The 25,914-nt window shown below is 42.5% G+C and carries 29 protein-coding genes; 24 read left to right on the top strand and 5 right to left on the bottom strand.

The window, feature by feature from the left end:
* Nucleotides 1-45: 45 nt before the first annotated feature.
* Nucleotides 46-750 carry a type 1 glutamine amidotransferase gene (locus CES82_RS10195; RefSeq protein ID WP_098826001.1) on the bottom strand — a complete coding sequence of 235 codons (705 nt, stop codon included), beginning with the start codon at nt 748-750 and terminating at the stop codon, nt 46-48.
* The gene (locus tag CES82_RS10190) at nt 747-2,096 is read right to left on the bottom strand and encodes a Mur ligase family protein (RefSeq protein ID WP_098826000.1); all 1,350 of its coding nucleotides are present in this window, start codon (nt 2,094-2,096) and stop codon (nt 747-749) included. Before CES82_RS10190 ends, CES82_RS10195 begins: the two co-directional genes overlap by 4 nt.
* A 229-nt stretch (nt 2,097-2,325) precedes the next feature.
* On the opposite strand from CES82_RS10190, the gene CES82_RS10185 reads away from it, so the two are divergent.
* From CES82_RS10185 to CES82_RS10120, 14 genes are all read left to right on the top strand, one after another.
* The gene (locus CES82_RS10185; protein ID WP_098825999.1) at nt 2,326-2,913 is read left to right on the top strand and encodes a thymidine kinase; all 588 of its coding nucleotides are present in this window, start codon (nt 2,326-2,328) and stop codon (nt 2,911-2,913) included.
* Nucleotides 2,914-2,923: 10 nt separating this feature from the next.
* Nucleotides 2,924-4,003 carry a peptide chain release factor 1 gene (gene prfA / locus CES82_RS10180; RefSeq protein ID WP_098825997.1) on the top strand — a complete coding sequence of 360 codons (1,080 nt, stop codon included), beginning with the start codon at nt 2,924-2,926 and terminating at the stop codon, nt 4,001-4,003.
* The gene (prmC, locus tag CES82_RS10175; RefSeq protein WP_098825996.1) at nt 3,996-4,838 is read left to right on the top strand and encodes a peptide chain release factor N(5)-glutamine methyltransferase; all 843 of its coding nucleotides are present in this window, start codon (nt 3,996-3,998) and stop codon (nt 4,836-4,838) included. The genes prfA and prmC overlap by 8 nt, the downstream gene beginning before the upstream one ends.
* A gap of 42 nt (nt 4,839-4,880) precedes the next feature.
* Nucleotides 4,881-5,897: an L-threonylcarbamoyladenylate synthase gene (locus tag CES82_RS10170; protein WP_098825994.1), complete on the top strand. Its 1,017-nt coding sequence runs from the start codon at nt 4,881-4,883 to the stop codon at nt 5,895-5,897.
* A gap of 170 nt (nt 5,898-6,067) precedes the next feature.
* Nucleotides 6,068-7,327 carry a serine hydroxymethyltransferase gene (gene glyA, locus CES82_RS10165; RefSeq protein ID WP_098825992.1) on the top strand — a complete coding sequence of 420 codons (1,260 nt, stop codon included), beginning with the start codon at nt 6,068-6,070 and terminating at the stop codon, nt 7,325-7,327.
* 260 nt (nt 7,328-7,587) lie between these two features.
* A complete protein-coding gene (upp, locus tag CES82_RS10160; protein ID WP_098825990.1) occupies nt 7,588-8,217 on the top strand; it encodes a uracil phosphoribosyltransferase in 630 nt (209 codons plus the stop codon).
* Nucleotides 8,218-8,484: 267 nt separating this feature from the next.
* Entirely contained in the window at nt 8,485-9,204 is a 720-nt protein-coding gene (atpB, locus tag CES82_RS10155) for a F0F1 ATP synthase subunit A (protein ID WP_098825988.1), read from the top strand.
* A gap of 92 nt (nt 9,205-9,296) precedes the next feature.
* Nucleotides 9,297-9,509, top strand: a complete 213-nt coding sequence (gene atpE / locus CES82_RS10150) for a F0F1 ATP synthase subunit C (RefSeq protein ID WP_089088992.1) — start codon at nt 9,297-9,299, stop codon at nt 9,507-9,509.
* A 51-nt stretch (nt 9,510-9,560) separates the two neighbouring features.
* A complete protein-coding gene (gene atpF / locus CES82_RS10145) occupies nt 9,561-10,064 on the top strand; it encodes a F0F1 ATP synthase subunit B (protein ID WP_098825986.1) in 504 nt (167 codons plus the stop codon).
* A 1-nt stretch (nt 10,065) separates the two neighbouring features.
* The gene (gene atpH / locus CES82_RS10140; RefSeq protein ID WP_098825984.1) at nt 10,066-10,608 is read left to right on the top strand and encodes an ATP synthase F1 subunit delta; all 543 of its coding nucleotides are present in this window, start codon (nt 10,066-10,068) and stop codon (nt 10,606-10,608) included.
* Between the two features lie 28 nt (nt 10,609-10,636).
* A complete protein-coding gene (atpA, locus tag CES82_RS10135) occupies nt 10,637-12,175 on the top strand; it encodes a F0F1 ATP synthase subunit alpha (RefSeq protein ID WP_098825982.1) in 1,539 nt (512 codons plus the stop codon).
* 25 nt (nt 12,176-12,200) lie between these two features.
* Nucleotides 12,201-13,088 carry a F0F1 ATP synthase subunit gamma gene (locus tag CES82_RS10130; protein ID WP_098825981.1) on the top strand — a complete coding sequence of 296 codons (888 nt, stop codon included), beginning with the start codon at nt 12,201-12,203 and terminating at the stop codon, nt 13,086-13,088.
* 22 nt (nt 13,089-13,110) lie between these two features.
* Complete coding sequence (gene atpD, locus CES82_RS10125) at nt 13,111-14,523, top strand: F0F1 ATP synthase subunit beta (protein ID WP_098825979.1); 1,413 nt, start codon at nt 13,111-13,113, stop codon at nt 14,521-14,523.
* Between the two features lie 13 nt (nt 14,524-14,536).
* Nucleotides 14,537-14,965 (top strand): F0F1 ATP synthase subunit epsilon, encoded by a 429-nt coding sequence (locus CES82_RS10120; protein ID WP_098825978.1) that lies wholly within the window; start codon nt 14,537-14,539, stop codon nt 14,963-14,965.
* A 270-nt stretch (nt 14,966-15,235) separates the two neighbouring features.
* On the opposite strand, the gene CES82_RS10115 is transcribed toward CES82_RS10120, so the two are convergent.
* From CES82_RS10115 to CES82_RS10105, 3 genes are read right to left on the bottom strand one after another with little or no spacing between them, the layout of a single operon-like run.
* Nucleotides 15,236-16,219, bottom strand: a complete 984-nt coding sequence (locus tag CES82_RS10115; protein WP_098825976.1) for a lipoate--protein ligase — start codon at nt 16,217-16,219, stop codon at nt 15,236-15,238.
* Complete coding sequence (gene lipA, locus CES82_RS10110; RefSeq protein WP_098825975.1) at nt 16,216-17,100, bottom strand: lipoyl synthase; 885 nt, start codon at nt 17,098-17,100, stop codon at nt 16,216-16,218. The genes CES82_RS10115 and lipA overlap by 4 nt, the downstream gene beginning before the upstream one ends.
* 17 nt (nt 17,101-17,117) lie before the next feature.
* Nucleotides 17,118-17,360 carry a lipoyl domain-containing protein gene (locus CES82_RS10105; RefSeq protein ID WP_098825972.1) on the bottom strand — a complete coding sequence of 81 codons (243 nt, stop codon included), beginning with the start codon at nt 17,358-17,360 and terminating at the stop codon, nt 17,118-17,120.
* A gap of 467 nt (nt 17,361-17,827) precedes the next feature.
* Here CES82_RS10105 and CES82_RS10100 point away from each other — a divergent pair, with 467 nt between their 5' ends.
* From CES82_RS10100 to CES82_RS10055, 10 genes are all read left to right on the top strand, one after another.
* Nucleotides 17,828-18,058 (top strand): DUF1146 family protein, encoded by a 231-nt coding sequence (locus CES82_RS10100; protein WP_098825971.1) that lies wholly within the window; start codon nt 17,828-17,830, stop codon nt 18,056-18,058.
* A 23-nt stretch (nt 18,059-18,081) separates the two neighbouring features.
* The gene (gene murA / locus CES82_RS10095; RefSeq protein ID WP_098825969.1) at nt 18,082-19,386 is read left to right on the top strand and encodes a UDP-N-acetylglucosamine 1-carboxyvinyltransferase; all 1,305 of its coding nucleotides are present in this window, start codon (nt 18,082-18,084) and stop codon (nt 19,384-19,386) included.
* Nucleotides 19,387-19,505: 119 nt separating this feature from the next.
* Nucleotides 19,506-20,513, top strand: coding sequence for a rod shape-determining protein (locus CES82_RS10090; RefSeq protein ID WP_098825968.1), 1,008 nt, complete (start codon nt 19,506-19,508; stop codon nt 20,511-20,513).
* Nucleotides 20,514-20,522: 9 nt separating this feature from the next.
* Nucleotides 20,523-20,798: a membrane protein insertion efficiency factor YidD gene (yidD, locus tag CES82_RS10085; RefSeq protein WP_098825966.1), complete on the top strand. Its 276-nt coding sequence runs from the start codon at nt 20,523-20,525 to the stop codon at nt 20,796-20,798.
* Nucleotides 20,799-20,818: 20 nt separating this feature from the next.
* Nucleotides 20,819-21,040, top strand: coding sequence for a DUF2969 domain-containing protein (locus tag CES82_RS10080; RefSeq protein WP_098825964.1), 222 nt, complete (start codon nt 20,819-20,821; stop codon nt 21,038-21,040).
* Nucleotides 21,041-21,154: 114 nt separating this feature from the next.
* Complete coding sequence (locus tag CES82_RS10075; RefSeq protein WP_098825962.1) at nt 21,155-22,351, top strand: FtsW/RodA/SpoVE family cell cycle protein; 1,197 nt, start codon at nt 21,155-21,157, stop codon at nt 22,349-22,351.
* Nucleotides 22,352-22,386: 35 nt separating this feature from the next.
* Complete coding sequence (locus CES82_RS10070; RefSeq protein ID WP_098825960.1) at nt 22,387-22,689, top strand: glycine cleavage system H family protein; 303 nt, start codon at nt 22,387-22,389, stop codon at nt 22,687-22,689.
* 386 nt (nt 22,690-23,075) lie between these two features.
* The gene (locus tag CES82_RS10065; RefSeq protein WP_098825958.1) at nt 23,076-24,110 is read left to right on the top strand and encodes a methionine ABC transporter ATP-binding protein; all 1,035 of its coding nucleotides are present in this window, start codon (nt 23,076-23,078) and stop codon (nt 24,108-24,110) included.
* Between the two features lie 40 nt (nt 24,111-24,150).
* On the top strand, nt 24,151-24,786 hold the full coding sequence (locus CES82_RS10060; RefSeq protein WP_098826070.1) for a methionine ABC transporter permease: 636 nt from the start codon (nt 24,151-24,153) through the stop codon (nt 24,784-24,786).
* Nucleotides 24,787-24,821: 35 nt separating this feature from the next.
* Nucleotides 24,822-25,655 (top strand): MetQ/NlpA family ABC transporter substrate-binding protein, encoded by an 834-nt coding sequence (locus tag CES82_RS10055; protein WP_098825956.1) that lies wholly within the window; start codon nt 24,822-24,824, stop codon nt 25,653-25,655.
* Nucleotides 25,656-25,914 lie beyond the last annotated feature (259 nt).

The raw sequence follows: 25,914 nt of genomic DNA, 5'->3' as shown, positions 1-25,914 counted from the left end.
TGCTGGCTGATCAATCATGATGTTTTTTAATGGGTTTTATTAATGCTAAAAAGTTGCTGCAATCGGCAGGGCTTCTTGCTGACTCAAATCGGCATCAGGGTAGCTGCGCTTGAGTGCTGCCACCAGCAGCCGTTTAGCTAGATTACCGTTACGGGTCAAAATCGGTCCGTGGAAGTAGGAACAGAAAACGTTCTTGTAAATCGCACCTTCAGTGCCATCTTCGCCGTTATTACCTTTACCTTCGATGACGTTGCCTAATGGTCGTTCATCCTTGCCTAAGAAAGTTCGACCTTGATGATTTTCAAAGCCGTGGTAAGTTTCACCAGTTTCCTCGTTTTTAATCACGATGTCACCAATGAATCGGTGATTATCCTGTGACAGGGTGTAGTGATCAAGCGCACCAATACCGGGGATTTTATCTCCCTTAGCATCAACATAGTAGTGGCCTAACAGTTGGAAGCCACCGCAAATGGCCAGCACTGGGCCGCCATCTTCAATAAAATCAGTTAACGCCCGTTTTTTAGTCTGAATATCCTTTGAAACAATCACTTGTTCAAAATCCTGACCGCCGCCGAAAAAGGCTAAGTCGTATTGATCAGCATCAAAGTCTTGATCTAAACTGACAACGTTCACGTTCAACTTGACGTCCATTTGTTTAGCATAGTAGTTTAAAGCTAAGATATTGCCAACATCACCATAAGTATTCATCAGGTCGCCATAAAGGTGAGCCACATTTAATTCATAGGTCATGCTCCCATACCCTCCTTGATATAGCCCTGATCGGCTAATAATTTCCGTAATTGTAACACAGCTGTGTAAGTTGCCAAAACATAAACGTGCTCGGTTGGTAAAGTCTTAATTTTTTCCACAACGTCCTTTAGTTCTGGTACTACTTGGTGGATATTATCGGGAACACCAGCAACCTTTAGGCGGAAGGTGATGTCTTTGTACCGCTCGCCCCCAGTGATGTAAGCCGGAATGTTTAATTGTGGTAGTTTTTCAAAGTTGCCGTCCCAGATCCAACTGGTGTCGATACCATCAGCATAGTTAGCGTTCAGCAGGCCGACAAATGAAAACGGCTTTTTGTCGGTCGCAATCATATCCAACACTTGGTTGAGTCCCACTGGGTTCTTGACTAAAATCAAGGTAACTTGCTTGCCGTCTAAATTAATCACTTCTTGACGGCCAAAGACTTTTTTATCTTCACTGAATGCTGTATCAATTTGTTCGGGTGTGACGCCGAGAAAACGACCAACTGCGTAAGCTGCCAGTGCGTTATAAATATTATACAGACCACCAATTTCAATTTTCATCGCGTGACCATCAACTTCGAATTGAGAACTAGTGGGTGTGAGGTCAGCAATTTGAGTGACCGCAAATTTAAGTTCAGGACGTTCAAAACCGCAGTTCGGACAGAAGTATTTACCCAAATTACTGTAAGTTAGATAGCGATAGTGTAGGATATGTTGGCAGTTAGGACATAAAACGCCGTCCGTATTTGGCTTGGCTTTAATGTCTTTTTCCTCTTGGTTCTTGAAACCGTAATAGAGAATCGGATTCGGTAAGTTTTTTGAGTGGAAGATTGGCGCATCACCGTTAGCAATAATCGTTGCTTCAGGTGCTAACGCAACACCGTCAATGATTTTTTGATAGGTAGTGTAAATTTCACCATAGCGGTCCATTTGATCACGGAAGATGTTGGTGAAGACGAACGCCTTAGGTTTGATGTACCTAGTCACTTTGATAACGTTAGCTTCGTCGACTTCCAGTACGGCAATTGGTCGTGCACCCTTAACTTTAGGTGCTCGAAGAAAAGTTGTCACAATACCTTGTTCCATGTTGGAACCTGTAGGATTGGTTAAAATGTTGCTGTATTTTTGTTTTAAAACGCGAACCGTTAAAGCGGTCGTCAACGTTTTACCGTTTGTCCCAGTAATGACGATGACGTCGTAGTTTTGTCCCAGATGCTTGAGAATCTCTGGGTCGATTTTTGTGGTGATTTTGCCAGGCAGTGAACTGCCACCCTTCATAAATGTATGCAGGAACCAATATGAGGATCTGCCAGCGAAGGCAGCTACGTTACTTCGTAAAGTCATTATTCTCGCTCCTTGTCCTGCGTGGCCACATTTAGTGACAGCAGAAACTATATTTTTCAATTTCACTAAGCATATATTCTACCATGTTTCCGGCAAATAAGCGGTGAACCAATGCTGATTTAATCAAAAAAACGATTTCACTTTGGAATATCCATGAGGAGAGGGTGAATTTTAACGCTAAATCCGCTATAATAGATGAGAAATTTGCGAAGAGTGGAGACTGAGACTATTGGCACAGTTATTTTTTAAGTACGGCGCTATGAACAGTGGTAAAACCATTGAAATTTTGAAGGTAGCACATAATTATGAAGAACAGAATAAGCCAGTTATTATTATGACTAGCGGGACGGACAATCGTTCAGGTGTAGGCTTAGTATCAAGCCGCATTGGCTTAGAGCGTGAGGCAGTGCCGATTTTTCATGATGATGATATCTTCAAAATGGTTGAGAAAATCAATTCTAAAGCTAATTGCGTGTTGATCGATGAAGCTCAATTTTTAACTAAAGCTCACGTGTTTGAGCTGGCTAAGATCGTGGATGAGCTTAAGATTCCTGTGATGGCTTTTGGATTGAAAAACGATTTCCGCAATGAGCTGTTTGAAGGCTCTAAATATTTGTTACTGTATGCCGATAAACTCGAAGAAATGAAAACAATCTGCTGGTTCTGCGCTAAAAAAGCCACGATGAATCTGCGTTTTCATGATAATAAACCGGTTTACGAAGGCGAACAGATTCAAATCGGTGGCAACGAATCATATTATCCCGTCTGCAGAAGGCACTACTATAATCCACCAATGGATATGTTAGGCGAAGAATAGGAGAGTTAAAATGGACCAAATGTTTGATAGATTACAGGCGCTGGTTGATCGTTATGATGAACTCAACGAACTGATCAGTGATCCTGAGATTATTGCTGATACCCGGCGTTTTATGGAATTATCTAAAGAAGAAGCTGACTTGAGAGAAACGGTTGAAGCCTACCGGAAATACCAAAAAATCACTAGTCAGATCAATGAAGATAATGAAATGCTTCATGAAAAACTTGATGACGATATGAACAGTATGGTCAAAGATGAACTCAAAGACTTGGAAACTCAAAAAGAGAAGCTGGAAGATCAGATTCGAATTTTGCTGTTGCCTAAAGATCCTAACGATGATAAAAACATTGTGATGGAAATTCACGGTGCAGCTGGTGGTGACGAAGCCAGTTTATTTGCTGCTGATCTTTTTGATATGTATTCACGCTACGCTGAAAAGCAGGGGTGGAAGGTTGAAGTTGTTGATAAGAACGAAACTGAAGTCGGTGGTTTTAAGGAAATCGTTATGCTGATCAGCGGTGATAAAGTTTACTCCAAGCTGAAGTACGAGAGTGGTGCTCACCGGGTACAGCGGGTTCCCGTTACCGAGTCAGCTGGTCGGCTGCATACTTCAACGGCTACTGTTGGTGTTATGCCAGAAGCTGAAGACGTTGATATCGATATTGATCCAAAAGATATTCGAACCGATGTTTACCGTTCATCTGGTGCTGGTGGGCAACATATTAACAAGACCAGTTCTGCCGTGCGAATGACCCACTTACCAACTGGTATCGTGGTTGCGATGCAAGATGAACGTTCACAACAGCAAAACCGTGCTAAAGCAATGAAAATTTTGCGTGCTCGTGTTTATAATTACTATCACGAACAAGAAGAAAGTGCGTATGACGAGAAACGTAAGTCAGCTGTGGGGACAGGGGATCGTTCAGAACGAATCAGGACTTATAACTATCCTCAAAACCGGGTGACTGATCATCGAATCGGCTTAACGTTGAACAAACTCGACAAAATTATGAATGGCGATTTAGATGATATCATTGATGCTTTGATTCTGTACGATCAAACTCAAAAGATGGAACAGCTTAATGAGTAATCGCACTTACTATGAGGCCCTCAAGTGGGCTTCTTTGTTTCTTAAAGAAAAACGGTTAGATGAGTCGGCAGCGACTTATTTGCTGCAAGAACTCAGTCATTTAGATCAGACTCACCTGCTCATTAAATATCGTCAGCCCATGCCTGCAACCTTGGATAACCGCTATGTTGAAGCTATCAAGCAATATGTTGATGGAATGCCACCCCAATACATTATTGGGACAGCGCCATTCTATGGTGAAAGTTTTACCGTTAACGAAGCGGTTTTGATTCCGCGACAAGAAACCGAAGAATTGGTGGAATGGGTGTTGTCAGCCAATCAGCAACCGCAACTATCAGTTTTGGATGTCGGTACTGGGAGTGGTGTCATTGGGATTACGCTAAAATTACAGCGTCCTAATTGGCAGGTGACACTTTCGGATTTATCCGAGGAAGCACTGAAGGTTGCCCAGAAGAATGCTAAGCAGTTAAACGCTTCAATAAACACGGTTCAGGGAGACCTACTAACGCCCGTTGCGGGTTCCCGTTTTGATGTCATTGTGAGCAATCCACCGTATATATCACATGATGAAGAGGCGGAGATGGATGCAGATGTGCTAGCCAGTGAACCAGCAATGGCACTGTTTGCTGATCATCAAGGATTGGTTATCTATGAACGTTTAGCTGATCAGCTTAAACAGGGTGTCGTGACTACAAAACAAGTATTTCTCGAAATTGGTTTTCAGCAGGGCCAAGCAGTTAGACAGATTTTTGAGCAGCGGTTCCCTGATGCAACTATCACTGTACGTCAGGACATGGCTGGTCATGATCGCATGGTTCGAATTCAGTTTAAATAGACGCATCATTCTTTAACAAGAATAGGAGCAAAATTCAAAATTATGGAAACTAAAATTTTTAAACCAGATGAAGTTGAAGCGGCAGCTAAGCTGTTGAAACAAGGTGAATTAGTCGCATTTCCAACTGAAACGGTCTACGGCTTGGGCGCAGATGCCACCAACGAACAAGCAGCCAGCAACGTTTATGCGGCAAAGGGACGTCCCAGTGATAATCCACTGATCGTCACGGTGTCGTCGATTGAAATGGTAGAACGTTACGCACAGCCATTGACCGATGAAGTTAAACAGTTAATGGCTAAGTTCTGGCCAGGTTCATTGACCATTGTTTTGCCGCTTAAGCCAGGAACGCTGTCAAAGACGGTGACAGGTGGTCTTGATACGGCTGCTTTTCGAATGCCTGAAAATCAAGTGACACTTAAATTGATTGCAACGGCTGGGATTCCAATCGTGGGGCCATCGGCTAATACTTCTGGTAAACCGAGTCCAACGTTGGCTAAGCATGTGTACCATGATTTGAACGGTAAAATTGCTGGCATCGTTGACGACGGCCCAACTCAAGTCGGTGTGGAATCAACCATCATCGATATGTCCACTGATACGCCGACCATTTTACGGCCGGGCGCCGTGACGGTTGCTGAACTGGAACAAGTTATTGGTGACGTAAAAGCTGACCATCATCACGTTGGTGCTAACGAAATTCCCAAAGCGCCAGGTATGAAGTATAAGCATTATGCGCCTAGTGCTCAGGTTGAAATTGTCGATCATCCAGCTGATTTTGAAGCAGCTATGGATTGGGCTTCGAAGCAAAATGAAGCGATTGGACTCATGGCCACAGATGAGGTACTGGCTCAGCTATCAGTACCTCAAAACGTTGAAACGTATTCTTTAGGTAAGGATATTCAAAGCGCTACTCACTTGCTATTTGCCGGGTTACGTCATTTTGATCTAGAATCTGAAGTAAAAGTGATTTTTACCGAGGGCTTTGACAATACTGGGTTAGGTGCAGCGTATATGAATCGACTGGATAAGTCGGCTGGCGGTATGCACTTTAAGAAATAAAACTAGTTTTTTAGTGAATAATGAAACTAAACGGTTAAGTGATGTTCGTGTTTTACGGATGGATGTTACTTAACCGTTTATTTTTGTTTGTATTTTAAGGTCTAGACCCTTTCTTTTTAGCGCTGAATTTGTTAAACTTAGGCATATTAAATGCCAAGGAGCTGATTGTGTTGAATTATCAAGAACAAGACCCGAAGTTATGGCAAGCTATTAGTCAAGAACAGGATCGTCAACAGCATAATATTGAGTTAATTGCGTCCGAAAACATTGTTTCCCCGGCAGTTCGTGCAGCCCAAGGTTCCGTACTGACGAATAAGTACTCAGAAGGTTATCCGTCAAAGCGGTACTACGGTGGGAATGAATATATTGATGTCGTCGAAAACCTCGCCATCGAACGTGCTAAGGAACTGTTCCATGCCGAATATGCTAACGTTCAACCACATTCAGGCTCCCAGGCAAACCAAGCCACGTACGCTGCCTTTTTAAAGCCTGGTGACACGATCTTAGGTATGGGGTTAGATGCTGGTGGCCATTTGAGTCATGGTGCTAAAGTTAACTTCAGTGGGAAGCTTTATGAAGCATACAGCTATGGCTTGAATCCGGATACCGAATTGTTGGATTACGATATGATCCGTGACTTAGCCTTAAAAGTTAAACCTAAGATGATTGTTGCCGGTGCTTCTGCCTACAGTCGGGTAATTGATTGGCAGGCTTTCCGTGCGATTGCGGATGAAGTTGGGGCCTACCTTATGGTTGATATGGCTCACATTGCTGGGTTGGTTGCTGCTGGCTTGCATCCGTCACCAGTTGGCATTGCCGACGTGGTCACTACAACAACTCACAAGACGTTGCGTGGTCCCCGTGGCGGACTGATTCTGTCACAGGAGAAGTACGCTAAGCAAATCAACTCTGCTGTTTTTCCTGGTACTCAGGGCGGTCCGCTTGAACATGTGATTGCGGGTAAGGCAGTGGCCTTGCTGGAAGATTTGCAGCCAGAGTTTAAAGATTATGCGGCTCAGATTATTAAAAATGCCCAAGCAATGGCGGCCGTATTTAATGAAGCAGACAAAGTGCGAGTGGTCTCTGGTGGGACCGATAACCACTTGATGACTTTAGACGTGAGTCAAACTGACTTAAACGGCAAGCAAACACAAGAGTTGCTGGATAGTGTGATGATCACTACTAACAAAGAAGCGATTCCTAACGAAAAGCTTAGTCCATTCAAGACTTCTGGTATTCGTTTGGGAACACCTGCCATCACTACGAGAGGTTTCAAAGAAGCTGATGCTAAGCAAGTTGCTAGACTGATCGTTACTGCCATTGAGAACCATGATGATGAGACCGTCCTGCAGCAAGTACGTCAAGATGTCCGTGCGTTGACGGATGCTCATCCGATTGACGCGTACGTAGCACCTATTAAATTTGATTAATTAAACGTTCCATATTTAATATGAGCAGCTCGATTAACGGTCATTAACTTTTGGCTGATGATCGAGCTGTTTGCATTATGTTTTACACAATAACGTTATGTATGATTATAAATGGTAGGAAATTGGGCTAATCACCAATCTTTAGTAATTCTTATCATTTGAAAAACAGGTCGTTTTCTTAAGACTCTTTTGATATTTTTATCTTCAGAGGTTCCTTTGCATGGTACAATTGAAAGAAATACTAAAGGAGTGTCAAACACATGGGCAAGTTTCAGGTTATGGATCATCCATTGATTCAGCATAAACTGACGATTATTCGGGATAAGAATTGCGGGACGAAGGTCTTTCGAGAGGTCGTTGATGAGATCACCATGTTAATGGCGTATGATGTTGCACGGGATATGCCATTAAAAGATGTTGAAATCGAGACCCCAATTGCGAAAACAACGGTTAAAACTTTAGCTGGTAAGAAGGTTGCCATCGTACCCATTTTACGTGCTGGTATTGGCATGGTTGATGGCATTATGAAGTTAATTCCTGCTGCCAAAATTGGCCATATTGGGATGTATCGTGACGAGAAGACGCTGGAACCACACGAATATTTTGTGAAGCTACCTGCTGATATTGACCAACGTCAAATTTTCGTTGTTGATCCGATGTTGGCAACGGGTGGTTCTTCAATCATGGCCATCGATGCTTTGAAAAAACGGGGTGCCAGCAACATTAAGTTTGTCTGTTTAGTAGCAGCTCCAGAGGGCGTAAAGGCACTTCGGAAAGCCCACCCAGACGTTGATATCTATACTGCTGCCTTAGATGATCACCTTAACGAGGACGGATACATTGTTCCTGGCTTAGGTGATGCTGGCGATCGGCTATTTGGCACTAAGTAAATTCATATGAGTACGATAATAGTCAATTAATACGAATTTGTCCGATAAATACTGGATGATTCAAATTAATTGGCTTTTTTTATTCGTTATTTTTTCCGAATAGCTTTGTATTTTCATATGAACGGTGGTATTATTTTGTTTGTATTTGTAATGAAGATTTTTCATTAAAGTACTACGTTCGAAGATTTGAAATTTGACTTATTGGCTAGTGAGCGAGGTTTTTCGGAACTTCTAACGTTAGCCTAGTTTGAAAAGAGGTGATACTCTGTGGGAGATCCATCTTCAGTTGCAACCTTTCAATTCGGGGGACTTACGTTCAATGCCGCCAATATTTATTCGGGGTTAATTGCGTTTGTACTCGTTTTTTTGTTTGTATTTGCCCTTTCACGGCATATTACAATGAAGCCAGGTAAGGGACAAAACATCCTTGAATGGTTAATTGATTTTACAAATGGAATTTTGAAGGGTTCTATCCCTGGAAATGAAGCGGGCGCATTCGGCCTTTATGGGTTCACCTTGTTTTTATTCCTGTTCATTTCTAACCAGCTAGGTTTGTTCTTACAAATTGCTGTTGGTGGGAAGGACTTTGTTAGAAGTCCAACTTCTGATCCAATCGTTACCATGACATTCTCGTTAGCAACCTTAATGATTGCACAGTTTGCCGGTGTAATGAAGTTTGGTTGGAAGAAACACTTCTCAGGTTACTTGCAACCGTTCGTTTTCTGGTTACCAATCAGTATCTTTGAGGAGTTCACGAACTTCTTGACACTAGGTCTACGTATCTTCGGTGTTATTTTCTCTGGTGAAATGTTACTGAAGATTATCGGTGGCTTGGCATTTTCACACGGGATTGCAACGATGATCGTGGCAGTTCCACTGGAATTGGTATGGCAAGCGTTCTCTGCTTTCCTTGGTGCCATTCAAGCGTACGTGTTTGTAACACTTTCGGCCGTTTACATTTCCAAGAAGCTCGAAATTGGGGATTAATTGATTCTCAAATGAAGCTTGAAGTTGCGGAGTAAACGACTTACAATATTCATCTAATATATCTACATCATTTTAAGGAGGAACTACAGATTATGGGAGCTATTGCAGCAGGTATTGCCATGGCCGGTGCAGCCATCGGTGGTGGTGTCGGTGATGGTATCGTTATTTCTAAGATGCTAGAAGGTATGTCACGCCAACCAGAATTATCTGGTCAATTACGGACAAACATGTTCATTGGTGTTGGGTTGGTTGAAGCCATGCCTATCATTGCCTTCGTTGTGGCCTTGCTTGTTATGAACAAGTAATGTTTTACAACACGTTAAATTTAATTTTTAACAAGAAGGAGGTGTCAATAGATGTTTTCACATTTAGCCGTAGCAAGTAGTCTTGCAATCGGAGACATGCTTTTCTATGCGATTTGTTTCATTATCTTGATGTGGTTGATCAAGCTCGTTGCTTGGAAGCCTATCAATCAAATGATGCAAGATCGTGCTGATAAGATTTCTAACGATATCGATTCAGCTGAAAAGTCACGTGATGATGCAGCTAAACTTGCAAAACAACGTCAAGACGCACTGGCTAACTCTCGTCAAGAGGCTACCGGAATTGTTGATTCTGCTAAGAAGCAAGGTCAACAACAACGCGATGGTATCTTAGCCCAGGCCCAAACCGATGCACAAGCATTGAAGGACAACGCTAAGAAAGACATCGAGCAAGAGCGTCAAGATGCATTGTCTAGTGTACGTAATGATGTGGCTGACCTATCTATTGAGATTGCTTCCAAGATCATTCAAAAAGAATTAAACGCTGATGATCAAAAGGCATTGATTGATTCTTATATCGAAGGGTTGGGGAAGTAACATGAGTCTTGATAAGGTAACGGTAGCCAAGCGCTACTCAAAAGCGCTGTTTGAACTGCTTGCGAGCAACGACCAGTTGGACGCTGCTTACGAAGAGCTCAAACAGCTTCGTAAAGTCTTCCAAGATAACCCGCAGTTGGGCAGTGCATTAACGGATAGTAGTTTAGCGCTAGCTAAGCGGGAAGCCTTAGTCAAGCCGTTGTTAGATAGTACTGAAGGCACGATCCATAATTTGGTTAAAATGGTTTATGATTACGATCGGATGGACGCAATGGTAGAAATCATTGATCAGTTCGAAAAATTGTATGATGAACATAATCAAACGGTTTATGCAGATGTCACTACAGCGGTCGCCCTTAATGATACACAGCTTGATGCGATTAAATCAGGCTATGCCAAACGGGTCGGCGCTAAACAAGTTGTTTTGACAAGCAAAGTTGATACATCTATTATCGGCGGCGTAATTATTCGGTCTTCTGGTACCATTCTTGATGGTTCCATCAAGACCAAGATTCACCGTCTACGTCAAACATTATTAGAATAAGAGATCTTTATAAAGGGGTGAAACCTATATGAGCATTAAAGCTGAGGAAATCAGTGCTCTAATCAAACAACAATTAGCAAACTACCAAGACGAGATCTCTGTTGAAGAAACAGGTACTGTTACCTATGTTGGTGATGGTATCGCCAGAGCTCACGGACTTGAAAACGCGTTGGCTGGTGAGTTGCTCGAATTCGATAGCGGGGTTTATGGCATGGTCCAAAACCTTGAAAGTAACGATGTTGGTATCGTTGTCCTTGGTGATTTCACAAAGATCACTGAAGGCGATACAGTTAAGCGTACTGGTCGTATCATGGAAGTTCCTGTTGGGGACGCTATGATTGGCCGTGTCGTTAACTCATTAGGTCAACCCGTTGATGGTAAGGGCGAAATCAAAACTGATAAGACCCGTCCTATCGAACGAAAGGCACCAGGCGTTATGGAACGTAAGTCAGTTTTCGAACCACTTCAAACTGGTATGAAAGCCATTGACTCATTAGTTCCAATTGGTCGTGGTCAACGTGAATTGATCATTGGTGACCGTAAAACTGGTAAGACTACAGTTGGTATTGATACGATCATTAACCAAAAAGACCAGAATATGATTTGTATTTATGTTGCGATCGGTCAAAAGGAATCAACTGTTCGTAGTCAAGTAGAAACCTTACGTAAGTTCGGTGCTATGGACTACACAATCGTTGTTACTGCAGGTCCTTCAGAACCTGCTCCATTGCTCTACATCGCACCATATGCCGGTGCAGCGATGGGTGAAGAGTTCATGTTTAACGGCAAGCATGTTTTGATCATCTATGATGACCTTTCAAAACAAGCTGATGCTTATCGTGAACTTTCCTTGATTCTTCGTCGGCCACCAGGTCGTGAAGCTTATCCTGGGGATATTTTCTACACCCACTCACGTTTGCTCGAACGGGCTGCTAAGTTGAGTGATGATCTTGGTGGTGGTTCAATGACGGCGATGCCGATCGTTGAAACCAAAGCTGGGGACATTTCCGCTTACATTCCAACCAACGTTATTTCCATCACTGATGGTCAAATCTTCTTGGATAGTGATTCATTCTATTCAGGTATTCGACCAGCTATCGATGCCGGGACTTCGGTTTCTCGTGTCGGTGGTGATGCTCAAATCAAAGCGATGAAGAAGGTTGCTGGGACACTTCGTTTGGACCTTGCTTCATATCATGAATTGGAATCATTTGCTCAATTTGGTTCTGATTTGGATGAAGCTACCCAAGCTAAGTTGAATCGTGGTGCTCGAACTGTTGAAGTTCTGAAGCAACCATTGCATTCTCCACTTCCAGTTGAGAAGCAAGTCTTGATCTTGTACGCCTTGACTCATGGCTATCTTGATAAGATTGAGTTGGATGATATTGCTAAATTTGAAAGTGGCCTCTTCGATTTCTTCGATGCCTCACATGCTGACCTACTTGACACAATTGCCAAGACAGGTAACTTGCCAGACAACGATAAGATGGAAGCAGCTGTTTCAGAATTTGCACAAACATTCCAACCAGCCAGTGACGATGACGCTGAAACTGTAGCGAACAAATAAACTTGAGGAAGGATAGTGAGAGCTGATGGCTGAATCAATGAGCGATGTCCAACATCGCATTGCTTCAACAAAGAATACACGTCAGATCACTTCGGCGATGCAGATGGTTCAGACTTCTAAGCTGAACCAGATTCAAAAAGCGGCTGTAGGTTATCAAGACTACGTTAGCAAAGTCAAAGCTGTTGTGATGCATCTGGCAAAATCTCATCTATTGGATGATTCCTCGAGCGATTCTAAGCAGTCAGGTAAGACAGCATACTTGGTCATTACTTCTGATCGGGGTATGGTCGGCAGTTATAACAGTAACGTTCTCCGTGAGACAAATGAGTTCATTCAGAGCCATAGTGGCGACAATGACCATTTGATCCTTGCAGTTGGCGGAACTGGTGCTGACTTCTACAAGAAGCGCGGTGAAAACGTGGCCTACGAATATCGTGGTGTCAGTGATGTACCGACTTTTAATGAAGTTAGAGAAATTGTCAAGACCGTAACCTCAATGTATGATAGTGGCGTTTTCAGTGAACTCTATGTTTGCTACAACCATTTCGTTAACCGGCTAGTTGCTCGGTTCCGTGGCGAAAAAATGTTGCCAGTAGACAGCGAAACGCTGAGTGGTGATGCAGCCGGAGATACTCAAGCAGAAACCTTATCTGCAGCTTACGATATGGAACCTTCTGAAAAAGAAGTATTGAAAGTTGTTTTACCACAGTATTCAGAAAGCCTCGTTTTCGGAGCAATCTTGGATGCTAAAACGGCTGAACACGCATCAAGTTCTAATGCCATGAAGTCGGCTTCAGATAATGCTGACGACCTCATTGCCGATCTTGAATTGCGATATAATCGTGCTCGCCAAGCAGCAATTACGACTGAAATTACTGAAATTACTGGTGGGCAAGAGGCATTGAATAATTAATGACGGGAGGAATTAACGAATAATGAGTTCTGGTAAAGTTGTTCAAGTTATCGGACCAGTTGTCGACGTTGAATTCCCGTTGGATGACACACTCCCAGATATCAATACCGCGCTTCACATCAAAAAAGATGATGGCAGTTTCCTTGTTACCGAAGTTACCCTTGAATTAGGGGACGGAGTAATGAGAACCATTGCCATGGATGGTACTGATGGTCTTCGTCGTGGAATGGAAGTTGAAAACACTGGTTCTTCAATTACCGTTCCAGTCGGCGATGACACACTTGGTCGAGTATTTAACGTCCTCGGGGATCCAATTGATGGCGGTCCCGAATTCGGTCCAGATGCTGAAAGACGGCCAATTCACCGTGATGCACCTAAGTACGATGAATTAAACCCAACTTCAGAAATTCTGGAAACTGGGATTAAAGTTATTGATTTGTTAGCACCTTATGTTCGTGGTGGTAAGATTGGTTTGTTCGGTGGTGCCGGTGTTGGTAAAACCGTTCTGATTCAAGAATTAATCCATAACATTGCACAAGGTCATAATGGTATTTCTGTCTTCACAGGTGTCGGTGAACGTACCCGTGAAGGTAACGATATGTACTACGAAATGAAGGGCTCAGGTGTTCTTGAAAAAACGGCCATGGTCTATGGTCAAATGAACGAGCCACCTGGTGCCCGTATGCGGGTTGCTTTGACTGGCTTAACGATTGCGGAATACTTCCGTGATGTTAAGGGTCAAGATGTGCTGTTATTTATTGATAACATCTTCCGGTTTACTCAAGCCGGGATGGAAGTTTCAGCCTTACTTGGCCGGATTCCTTCAGCCGTTGGTTACCAACCTACGTTGGCTACTGAAATGGGTCAGTTGCAAGAACGTATTACTAGTACGAAGAAGGGTTCAATCACCTCTATTCAAGCTGTTTATGTTCCTGCCGATGATTATACCGACCCTGCTCCTGCAACGACTTTCGCCCATTTGGACGCTACCACCAACCTGGAACGTTCATTGACGCAACAAGGTATCTACCCAGCCGTTGACCCGTTGGCCTCTACTTCTACTGCGCTTGATCCACAAGTTGTTGGTCAAGAACACTACGAAGTGGCCACTGAAGTTCAACACGTTTTGCAACGTTACCGTGAACTTCAAGACATTATCTCAATTCTTGGGATGGATGAATTGTCAGACGAAGAACAGACCATTGTTGGTCGTGCTCGTCGGATCCAATTCTTCTTGTCACAAAGTTTCTCTGTTGCTGAACAATTTACTGGGTTACCAGGTAAGTATGTTCCGGTTTCCGACACTGTTAAAGGCTTTAAGGAAATCTTGGAAGGTAAGTATGATGATCTTCCAGAAGATGCTTTCCGTAACTGTGGCCCAATTGAAGACGTTGTTGAAAACGCCAAGAAGATGCAGGCTAACCTGAGCAAGTAAGGAGGGGTTCTAATTGGCTGATGGACAATCAGTTTTAACCGTTAGTATCGTAACCCCCGATGGTAACGTCTATGATAACGAGCAAGTCAAGATGCTGGTCGTTAAGACCCAACTTGGTGAACTTGGTATCATGGCCAACCACGTTCCTGTGATTGCTTCGTTAGCATTTGATGAAGCACGTATTCAATCTGCAAACAGTGATCAGAAGGACGAAATTGCCGTTAATGGTGGTTTCATTGAATTCTCTGACAATGTTGCAACCATTGTCGCTGACTCTGCAGAAAAACAAGATGAAATCGATGTTGATCGTGCTCAAAACGCTAAGAAACGGGCTGAGGCTCGGATTCAAAAAGCGCAGGAAGCTCACGACAAAGATGAACTTGCACGTGCAGAAGTTGCACTTCGGCGGGCGATCAATCGAATTAACGTTGCTGGCAAGTAAAATTGCAAGCGAGGACGCTATTCTCATTTGAGAGTAGCGTCTTTTTGATTTGTTAGTAGAAATGTATAAAAAGGGTAGTAGATTGTCAAGTGCTTGGCAATCTACTACCCTTTTTATATAACTAATAATTTATTTAATATTTTTCTAATGGTTTATATTTAAGACACAGGAATAATTAAATGGGTCGTCTCCAGCGAATGGTCATAACTCGGCATCGTTTGGGGGTCAGTCTCCTTAATTAATTTCTGGTAAAAATATTCCACAATCATATTAAAATAATAGCTCAGTCAGCTGTTCAGGCTGGAGTCCCTTAATAGGGGATTGCTGCAGCTGATGTTCAATAATGGGAGTTACAACCCGTTGTTGATAGGCTTTGCCAATTAATGATCGTTCAAACTGCTGCAGATTGATGTTACTGAAGAAATCACCAGAAAGATGAATGGCTGAAAAATGCTGTTCTTGATCTAAGTTGAAGGCGACTGAAACAACACCGATACCGGTTAAATAGCGTTTGTGAACGTGGTCAAATTTGCGGTTATCACTTCGCCATACTGCTGTTTCACTAAAACGTTGCCCAGCAATTTCTTGAAGATGTTTTTTTTCAGCTGCTGTAAGGTAGCCAATCTGTGCACCGGTAATGTTGAGCAACGCCTTTTCGAGTTTTCGCTTAAATTCTTGAGCAGTCCAATTTGGCTTCTGCTCAATGAGGTTTACGGTTCGTTGATGAACCGAGTTAATGTGTTTAGCTTGCTTTTTAACTGGATCAACTTGAAGCGCCTGAGCCATCCAGTCCATATTGGCGTCAAACAGCAAGCTACCATGGTGCAAGCGAAAACCGTTAATCATATATTGTGCACTGCCAGATACTTTACGACCATCAACCACTAAGTCGTTACGACTGTCATTTTGCGCTTTAATGCCGATTTGATTTAGTGCTCCAGTAATAAGGCTAAGACCTGATGAAAAATCAATGGCAGTATCTTTGTCAGGCGTGATCAGTGTGAATTGGCAGCCTCCTTGATCGGTATAAATGGTGCCGCCACCTGACAGTCGTCTGACTGCAGCGATATGATGAGCATCGATAAAGGGCCGATTAAGCTCATTTTCAGCGGTTTGGAACTTACCTAACATGACAGTTGGTGTAGTAGACCACAACAGTAAAACTGGCTCAGAAGGACGTTTTTCAGTCATTAAATAGTATTCCAAAGCAAAGTTGTGACGAACATCTAGGCTGTCTACGGGTAAGTAAATCATTGATTTTCCACTGCTTCCAGTTCTTCTTTGGCTTTGTATGAGCTACGAACAAGTGGTGAACTAGCAACAAATTTGAAGCCGCGTTTCATAGCTTGTTTGTAGTATTCTTGATAGCGTTTCATTGGTACCCATTCACGCAAAGTGTAGTTCTTGGGACCTGGTTGAACGTACTGGCCAATCGTCAAGAAGTCCACGTCAATGGCACGTAAATCATCCATCAATTGATAGACCTCTTCGTCAGTTTCACCAAGGCCTAACATAATACCAGTTTTGACGTACATGGTCTTAGGTGCGTGTTCTTTAACGTACTTGAGAACGTGGAGAGAAGTATCGTAAGTCGCACGGTTACGAACCTTAGGTGTGATGCTACGAACGGTTTCCATGTTGTGGTTAAAAACGTCAGGACCAGCAGCAATGACCTTATCCAAGCAGTCTTCGCGGCCTTGGAAATCAGGTGTGAGGACTTCAATAGAAGTATCAGGGTTCAGTTCTTTAATGGCTTTGATCGTTCTAACAAATTGATCAGCACCTAAATCGGGTAAATCGTCCCGGTCAACACTAGTAACAACCACGTGAGTCAAACCGAGTTTCTTAGTGGCTTGTGCTACTCTTAGAGGTTCCAACAGGTCAACGTCCTTTGGATGACCATGGGGAATGTCGCAAAAGCGGCAAGCACGTGTACAGTTAGGGCCTAAGATGATGAATGAAGCTGAACCACTACCGAAACATTCACCTAAGTTTGGGCAATTTGCTTCGGCACAAACGGTGTTTAGTTTCAACCCGGAGAGCAGGTCAGTCATTTTATCAACTTTTTTTTGATCATAAGTAACCTTTAACCAGCCTGGTTTTGCTGGTGCGGTTGTTTCATGTTCTGTCTTCATTAGTATTTCCTCCTATGCTACTTTGCAACTTCAATAGTGGCGACTAAATCGCCAACTTTAGTAGAATCACCAGTAGCGACTTCTTGGGCTTTTAAGATGCCATCTTCTTGGCTTTCAACTTGACTAATGGCCTTTTCAGTTTCAACTTCAAAAAGGACGTCACCAGTTTTTACGGTATCACCAGGTTGTTTATCCCACTTACCGAAAAAGTACTCGTCGGACTTAGGACTTAGTTTTGGCATGTGAACTTCTTTGATCAAAATAATCATCTCCGTGAATGAAATATTTAACTTAACGACTAGAGATTACCATGATTTAAAAATATTGTGAAATATCACGAATATTCCGTGAAGATAACGCTTACAATTACTGATATATCGGGACTTTAGTACTATAAATCAGACTTCACAAAGAATATGTATTTTATGCGTATAATAGGTGATTTACTATTCCAATTTGAATATATAAAAATTCTTAAAATAAATGAATCGTGTACAACTTAATGTGAAACTCTGAGCTTAAGAAATCGTGGTAAAAACGTGACTTTTATCCCACATTCATTTAATTATTAATTATGATATCTATAAGAAAATAATATAAATGAATATTTCAAGGTTTTGTAAAAAGTTTGCTTTGTAAAACGTAATATTACAAATGCAATAGAATAGGGGACAGCGTGCATGAAATATGCTATATTTTAGGGGTAACGCAGAAAGGAAAGTGAACCATGCGAACAATCGGTGCTCAGGCATTAATGACGCTACTCAGTCATTTTGTTTTTATTTTTGTGGCCTTTTGGAGTATTCAAAAACTACACATTGAAAATTTTATGCGGCTATACCCGAGTCAAGCAAAGGTACTGATCGTTCTGCTGTCGGTAACAGTAGGCTATACCTGCAGCGAATTTTTCTTGAACTTTATAGATAATGTTAGAAATTTAATTTTTCTCGTTAAATAATGCAACTTGTGGAGGGAATTCCTTTGGAAAAGATTATTGTACATGGTGGCCGCGAATTATCTGGAACTGTACATATTGAAGGTGCAAAGAATGCAGTTTTGCCAATTTTGGCAGCGTCAATCTTAGCTGAACACGACGATATGGTATTAACGAACGTTCCGATTCTGTCCGATGTGTATACCATGAATAACGTCCTTAAGTTTTTAAACTTGGACGTGAACTTTGATGAATCAACTAATACTGTGCGTTTAAATGCGGCCAAAAAGCTGTCAACACAGGCACCTTTTGAGTACGTTTCAAAGATGCGTGCGTCGATCGTGGTGATGGGTCCGTTATTGGCTCGCTACGGTCACGCCAAGGTTGCAATGCCTGGTGGCTGTGCAATTGGGTCTCGACCTGTTGATCTGCATCTCAAGGGTTTCGAAGCCCTTGGCGCAAGTATTGATCAGCACGATGGTTACATTGAAGCCACTGCGGATCGGTTAGTTGGGGCTAATATTTACCTTGATTTTCCGAGCGTTGGTGCGACTCAAAATATTATGATGGCGGCCACATTGGCTGAGGGAACGACTACCATTGAAAACGTCGCTCGCGAACCAGAAATTGTTGATCTTGCTAATGTTTTAAATAAGATGGGTGCTAAGGTGCGTGGTGCCGGAACTGAAACCATCCGGGTCGAAGGCGTTAAGAGCATGCACGGAACTGAACATTACGTTGTGCAAGATCGAATCGAAGCCGGTACTTTTATGGTGGCGGCAGCATTGACTCACGGCAACGTTTTAGTTAAGAATGCCATTGCTGAGCATAATAAACCACTGATTTCCAAATTAGAGGAAATGGGTGTGACGGTTTTGATCGAAGACGATGGCGTTCGGGTCATTGGGCCTGAAAGTTTAAAACCAACCAACGTTAAAACGTTACCGCATCCGGGATTCCCAACGGATATGCAACCACAAATGACGGTACTGCAGTTATCTGCTAATGGGACAAGTACGTTAACGGAAACGGTGTTTGAAAACCGGTTCATGCACTTGGAGGAACTTCGCCGCATGAATGCAAAGTTCAAAGTTGAGGGGCGGACAGTTGCTTTGTATGGCCCAACCAACTTTAATGGTGCACAAGTTGCTGCAACTGATTTGAGAGCTGCCGCTGCATTAGTATTGGCAGGTTTAGTTGCTAACGGCTATACACAAGTGACTAACCTAAAGTACCTTGACCGTGGTTACTACAATTTCCATTTAAAGTTACGCGCTTTAGGTGCTGAAATTGAACGGGTTAAAGTACCCGAGCAAGAAGAGGTTGTTTTAAAGTCTAAAACTAAGGATTAACGTCAAGCAGAGAGTTCGGAACGGCGAGTCTGTTCCGAACTTTTTTCGCTTACCCCATCTTAGTATGGGTATGCTATAATTAACGGTTGAAACAATAAGTTCAGGAGGAATTTGATAGGATGGCAAAAGATATTGGTATTGACCTTGGTACCGCCAACGTTTTGATTTACGCAGTGGGTAAGGGAATCGTGTTGAACGAACCCTCCGTTGTGGCGGTTGACACAAAGTCAAATCAAGTGTTAGCAGTGGGCTCTGAAGCCTACCGAATGGTGGGACGTACCCCAAGTAATATTCGGGCAATCCGGCCTTTAAAAGATGGTGTGATTTCTGACTTTGATGTTACTGAAAGCATGCTGTCATATTTTATTAGTAAATTAAGTGTTAAGGGATTTTTGGCAAAGCCCAATATTATGATCTGTGCACCTACCAATATTACTGAAATTGAACGTCGAGCAATCATTCAGGCTGCTGAAAAATCCGGCGGTGGCAAAGTTTATTTGGAAGAAGAACCTAAAGTTGCTGCTGTTGGTGCGGGCATGGATATCTTTAAACCGCAAGGCAATATGGTTATTGATATTGGCGGTGGGACCAGTGATATTGCGGTCTTATCACTTGGCGATATTGTGGCCAGCAAGTCAATTCGAATTGCCGGCGATGAATTGAACGTCAACATTATCAACTTTTTGAAGACGCAACATAACCTTCAAGTTGGTGAACGGACTGCCGAATCCATTAAAATCAAGATTGGTTCTGCTTATCCGGACGAAGACCACAACGAATCTTTGGAGGTTCGTGGTCGCGATGCAGTTTCTGGTATGCCACGCTCAATCGAAATTACCTCTAAGGATATTTATCCTGCTATCAATAGCGTGATGGTTCAGATCGTCAACGCTGCTAAAGAAGTTCTTGAAATCGTACCACCAGAATTAGCTGCTGATATCATTGATCGTGGCATCATGCTTACCGGTGGTGGTGCTTTGCTGCACGGTGTTGATAAACTGATGATTGAACAATTAAAGGTACCAGTGGTTATTTCGGAAAACCCACTGGATAATGTGGCTAAAGGTGCCGGTATTTTACTTGAACATATGAATGCAGCAACGACGAAGAAACATGGTCGTAGATAGGAGTCACTTATGAAAAGGTTACTGATGATGCTTGTGCGCGGTTATCAGCGCTTTATATCACCGTTATTTCCGCCTTCTTGTCGTTATTCACCAACCTGTTCAGCTTATATGCTAAAAGCCCTGCAGAAACATGGTGCGATTAAGGGGACATTAATGGGGTTAGCGCGTATTTTGCGCTGCAACCCACTTGTGCATGGCGGCTATGACCCAGTACCTGATCATTTCAGTTTAAAGCGAAATAAGCAGGCTGAGATGGCCTATCTAAAAGAGATGAATTTAAAATAAAATTGTAAAAGGAGCTTCTCATGTCAAAAAAGAAACAACCAGTCGGCGTCGCAATCGATGATGTGACAATCAAAGGTGTGGATGGTTTACAGTTATCCATTAACGATGAAGTGATTGGCACGATAATGCCACTGGAAAACGGCTCTTTCGAAGCTCAAATCGGCTCAAATCGACCGGTTAAAGTTAAGACGCAAGATGAAGCCATTGAATACTTGATTCAGACCTATAATTTACATCATTAATTTCTCGCTACAGCATCCTAGACCTAAAAAAACGGTTAAGGATAACCAATTTTTATCAGAACGGCTGAGAAGCCGTCTATAATAAACGCGTGTGTGAGAGGAGGATATGATGCAATGAATGAACGTCGCGAAGAAGATTCAGAATCGCGAATCGACTATGGCGTTATTTTTTGCGTGCTGATGCTGGCATTGATCGGCTTAGCTTCGATTTATGTGGCGGCCGTTCACGATTCCAGTGCGACTAATGTGACCACCGTTATGGTGTCGCAGGTGGTTTGGTATGCAATCGGGACGGTTGCTGTCGTTATCATCATGCAATTTGATTCTGAACAATTATGGAAAGTAGCGCCGTTAGCCTACTGGTTAGGCATATTCTTACTAGCAGCTGTGCTGGTGTTTTACAGTCGGTCCTACGCTGCTTCAACGGGTGCTAAATCTTGGTTTGCTATTGGACCGCTGACTTTTCAGCCGTCTGAAGTCATGAAACCAGCTTTTATCTTGATGTTAGGCCGAGTTGCTAGTGATCATAATCATAAATATTATGAGCATACGACCCATTCAGATTGGTTACTGTTAGGCAAAATGGTTGCTTGGTTGTTACCAGTGGCCGTATTGCTTCGTCTTCAAAACGATTTTGGGACCATGCTGGTATTCTTTGCTATTGTGGCAGGTGTTGCACTTGTTGCAGGGATTACTTGGCGAATCATTGTACCAGTAGCAATTGGGTTGGCAGGCGTCGGTGGCGGTGCACTAGCTTTGGTTGCAACGACTACTGGACGAACAATATTGGAACATTTAGGGTTTGCATCGTATCAATTTTCACGAATCGATACTTGGCTGAATCCAGCTAGCAATACTTCTGATCAGGGTTATCAATTATGGCAAAGTATGAAGGCGATTGGATCCGGTGGTATTTTTGGAACGGGATTTAACGTTTCTAAGGTCTATGTTCCAGTGCGTGAATCCGATATGATTTTCTCAGTTATTGGTGAAAACTACGGGTTTATTGGTAGCTTAATTTTGATTTTGCTCTATTTCATGTTGATTTACCAAATGATTCGGGTAACGTTTGACACTAAAAACGTGTTTTACGCCTATATTTCCACTGGTGTTATTATGATGATTTTGTTCCATACCTTTGAAAACATTGGGATGAATATTGGCTTGCTACCACTGACTGGTATTCCCTTACCATTTGTTAGTCAAGGTGGGTCAGCGCTGATTGGGAACATGATAGGTATTGGCTTAATTATGTCAATGCGGTATCATAATAAGAGTTACATGTTTAGTCGTAACGAGGACTTTGAATAAAATCAAAGCCAAAAAAATTGGTATGAGGTGAAAGTATGAGTGAAGAAGCAACTTATTTCTGGACAAAATTAATGGATGGTAAAACACGTCTTGGGTTAACGAAAGCTGGTCAAGACGAGCTAGGCACCATTAAGTTTGCTCACCTACCAAGTGTTGGCGATAAAGTTTCAAAGGGCAAAACATTAATCAGTGTTGAAGCTGAAAAAGCAGTTTCAGATATTGACAGTCCTGTAAGCGGTGAAGTCGTTGCTGTGAACCCACAGTTGGCTAACGATTTTGATAGCTTAAACAGTGAAGAAGAAGCCGATGCTTGGCTAGTTGATATTAAAGAAAATTAATTGTATTTTTGATTAGATTCTGAGAATATAATGACATTTCTCCTTGACAGCTCTCATCGAGATAGCTATACTTTTGTCATTGATTCAATTGAATAAGAGATCTGCAAAATGAGTAAGCGTAACGTAAACGCCTAGAGAGTCCCAGTTGATGAAAAGGGATCGTTACACTACGCTGAAGATGGTTTTGTATAAAGAGGTTGCGGTGAGCATTAGTGAGCTGTAACTGGTTAACGGCCACTATCCCGTTGAGTCCTCGGACTCGTTGAGGTTGCTGTTGTGAGACAGTAACGAATATAAGGTGGTACGCGATAAAGCTTCGCCCTTACTTGAACTAATCAGTTTAAGTAAGGGCGAAGCTTTTTTATTTGAAAAAGGAGGTAACCGCAGTGATTGAATTTAAAAACGTGACAAAAACATTCACCACAAAAGATGGTGATTTGACGGCCGTTTCCGATGTGAATTTAAACATTGATGACGGTGAAATTTATGGCATTGTTGGTTATTCCGGTGCTGGTAAGAGTACCTTAACACGGATGTTAAACGGACTTGAAACACCAACTAGCGGCGAAATTGATATTAATGGCGATAAAATCACGGCGCTTTCTGGGAGCGAGTTAAGAAAGAAACGTCAAAAGATCGGCATGATTTTCCAACATTTCAACTTACTCTGGTCACGAACGGTGATTCAGAATATTATGTTTCCCCTTGAAGTTGCTGGTGTATCACGTAAAGAACGTCAGGAAAAGGCGCAGCATTTAGTTGACTTAGTTGGCTTGACTGGCCGTGAACATTCATATCCGTCCGAATTATCAGGTGGTCAAAAGCAACGTGTCGGGGTTGCCAGGGCGTTAGCCAATGATCCAGAAATTCTGATTTCTGATGAAGCTACTAGCGCTTTGGATCCTCAGACCACCGATGAAGTTTTGGACTTGCTGCTTCAAATTAATAAAAAAATGAATTTGAGTATTGTATTGATCACTCATGAAATGCACGCAATTCGTAAAATTTGTGATCATGTGGCCGTCATGGATGATGGTCGGGTCGTTGAACAGGGAACCGTCTTTAACGTTTTCCGTAATCCAAAGCAAGAAATCACTAAACGTTTCGTTAGTGAAGAAGTCGACCCAGCTTTAACGGATACTAACAGTATCGTGGAAGACTTAATTAAGAGTTATCCTGACGGTACCATTGTTCAACTGGTCTTTCATGGTGATCAGGCTAAATTGCCAATTGTATCTGAAATGATTCATCAGTTTCCAAAGGTTCAAGTTAGCATCATTGAAGGTAGTATTCATCAAACACAGGAAGGTTCCATTGGGTCACTTTATTTACAGATTACCGGTGATAAAGAGAGTCTAGACGGTGCGTTGAATCTACTGAAGAAAATGCGTGTGGAAACGGAGGTGATTCACCGTGACTAATGGATCATATTTTGCATTTAAGACCGTTGATTGGGCCAACATGGGCGGTGCGACCTGGGAGACCGTTTGGATGACGGTGGTTTCAATGATTGTCGTTGCAATCTTGGGTGTTTTATTAGGTTTGCTATTATTTGAAACAACGGCAAGTGAAAATGTCTGGGTTAAGCTGCTTAACGGTGTGGTTTCATTCTTGGTTAACGTGTTCCGTTCAATTCCGTTTATCATTTTGATCATGCTGTTACTGCCAATTACCAAGAACTTGGTGGGAACCATCATCGGACCTTCCGCGGCATTGCCATCGCTGATTGTTTCAGCCGCACCGTTTTACGCACGGATGGTTGAATTAGCTTTCCACGAAATTGACCGTGGCGTGATTGAAGCGGCTGAAGCAATGGGTGCTAGCAGCTGGCAGATTGTTTATAAGGTATTGTTGCCGGAGAGCATGCCAGCCTTGGTATCAGGTGCGACGGTTACCACTATTTCACTTATTGGCTACACCGCAATGGCTGGTGCTATCGGTGCCGGTGGTTTAGGAAACTTGGCTTACATCGATGGTTTTCAGGCAAATAACAATACCATCGTCCTTGTGGCAACGGTCATCATTGTGGTTATCGTCTTTGCGTTTCAATTTATTGGGGATTTCCTGGTTCGTCGCATTGATAAGCGGACCTTATAAAAATAATTTATTCTACATTTTGGGAGGAATTGTTTATGAAGACTTCGAAACGGATTCTAGGTATCTTAGGTATTGCAGCAACAACGGTATTATTGGCGGCTTGTGGGAATAGTTCAAGCAAACCAAAGACCACTACAATTACGGTGGGTGCTTCACCTGTACCTCATGCACAAATCTTAAAACACGTTCAACCCCAACTGAAAAAGGAAGGCGTCAACTTAAAGATCAAAGTGTTCCAAGACTACGTAATGCCTAACAAGGCTTTAGCAAGTAAGGAACTGGATGCCAACTACTTCCAACACACCCCATTCTTAAACACATGGAACAAAGCTAACCATGGGACGTTGCAAAGTGCCGGTGGCGTTCACTTGGAACCAATTTCAGCATACTCAAAGAAAGTTAAGAACTTAAAGGATGTTAAAGATGGCGCAACGATTTTAGCAAGTTCTAACACGCCTGACTATGGCCGTATTTTAACCATTTTGCAGGACGCTGGTTTGATCAAGGTTAAGAAGGGTATCGATATTACGACTGCTAACTTCTCAGATATTTCATCAAACCCTCGTCACTTGAAGTTTAAGCACAGTTACGAACCAAAATTGATGCCAAGTATCTACAAGAACGGTGAAGGTGACGTGGACTTCATCAACGCTAACTACGCTGTTCAAGCAGGTCTTAACCCATTGAAGCAAGCAATTGCAACTGAAAAGTCATCATCTCCATATGTCAACATTGTGGCTGTTCGGAAGGGTGACCAAAATAAGCCGGCTATCAAGAAATTGATGAAGGCATTGCAATCAAAGAGCACGCAGAAGTGGATCTACAACCACTATAAGGGTGCCGTATTACCAGCTAAGAGTTATAAATAAGAGAGCGTAAAAAGGGACGTTTAGCCCCCAGAGTATAACAGGAAGAACCCTATCACCCCGAACTTGGGTGGTAGGGTTCTTCCTGTTATACAGCCGGGGACTGTCCCTTTTTACGCGTTTAGGCAAGATAAAAGGGCTCTTTGACAACTGTTGTTGGTAAATTTATTAAATCAGTTCTAATCACTATTTCGTGATTAGGACTTTTTTAGTCTTAATACGCAAGGTATAAAGTACTCTTGCCCTAAACTTACGGAAGCTT

The sequence above is a fragment of the Secundilactobacillus silagincola genome, from assembly GCF_002583405.1.
GTDB classification, from domain to species: Bacteria; Bacillota; Bacilli; order Lactobacillales; family Lactobacillaceae; genus Secundilactobacillus; species Secundilactobacillus silagincola.
This window is presented reverse-complemented; position numbering and strand designations above follow the sequence as displayed.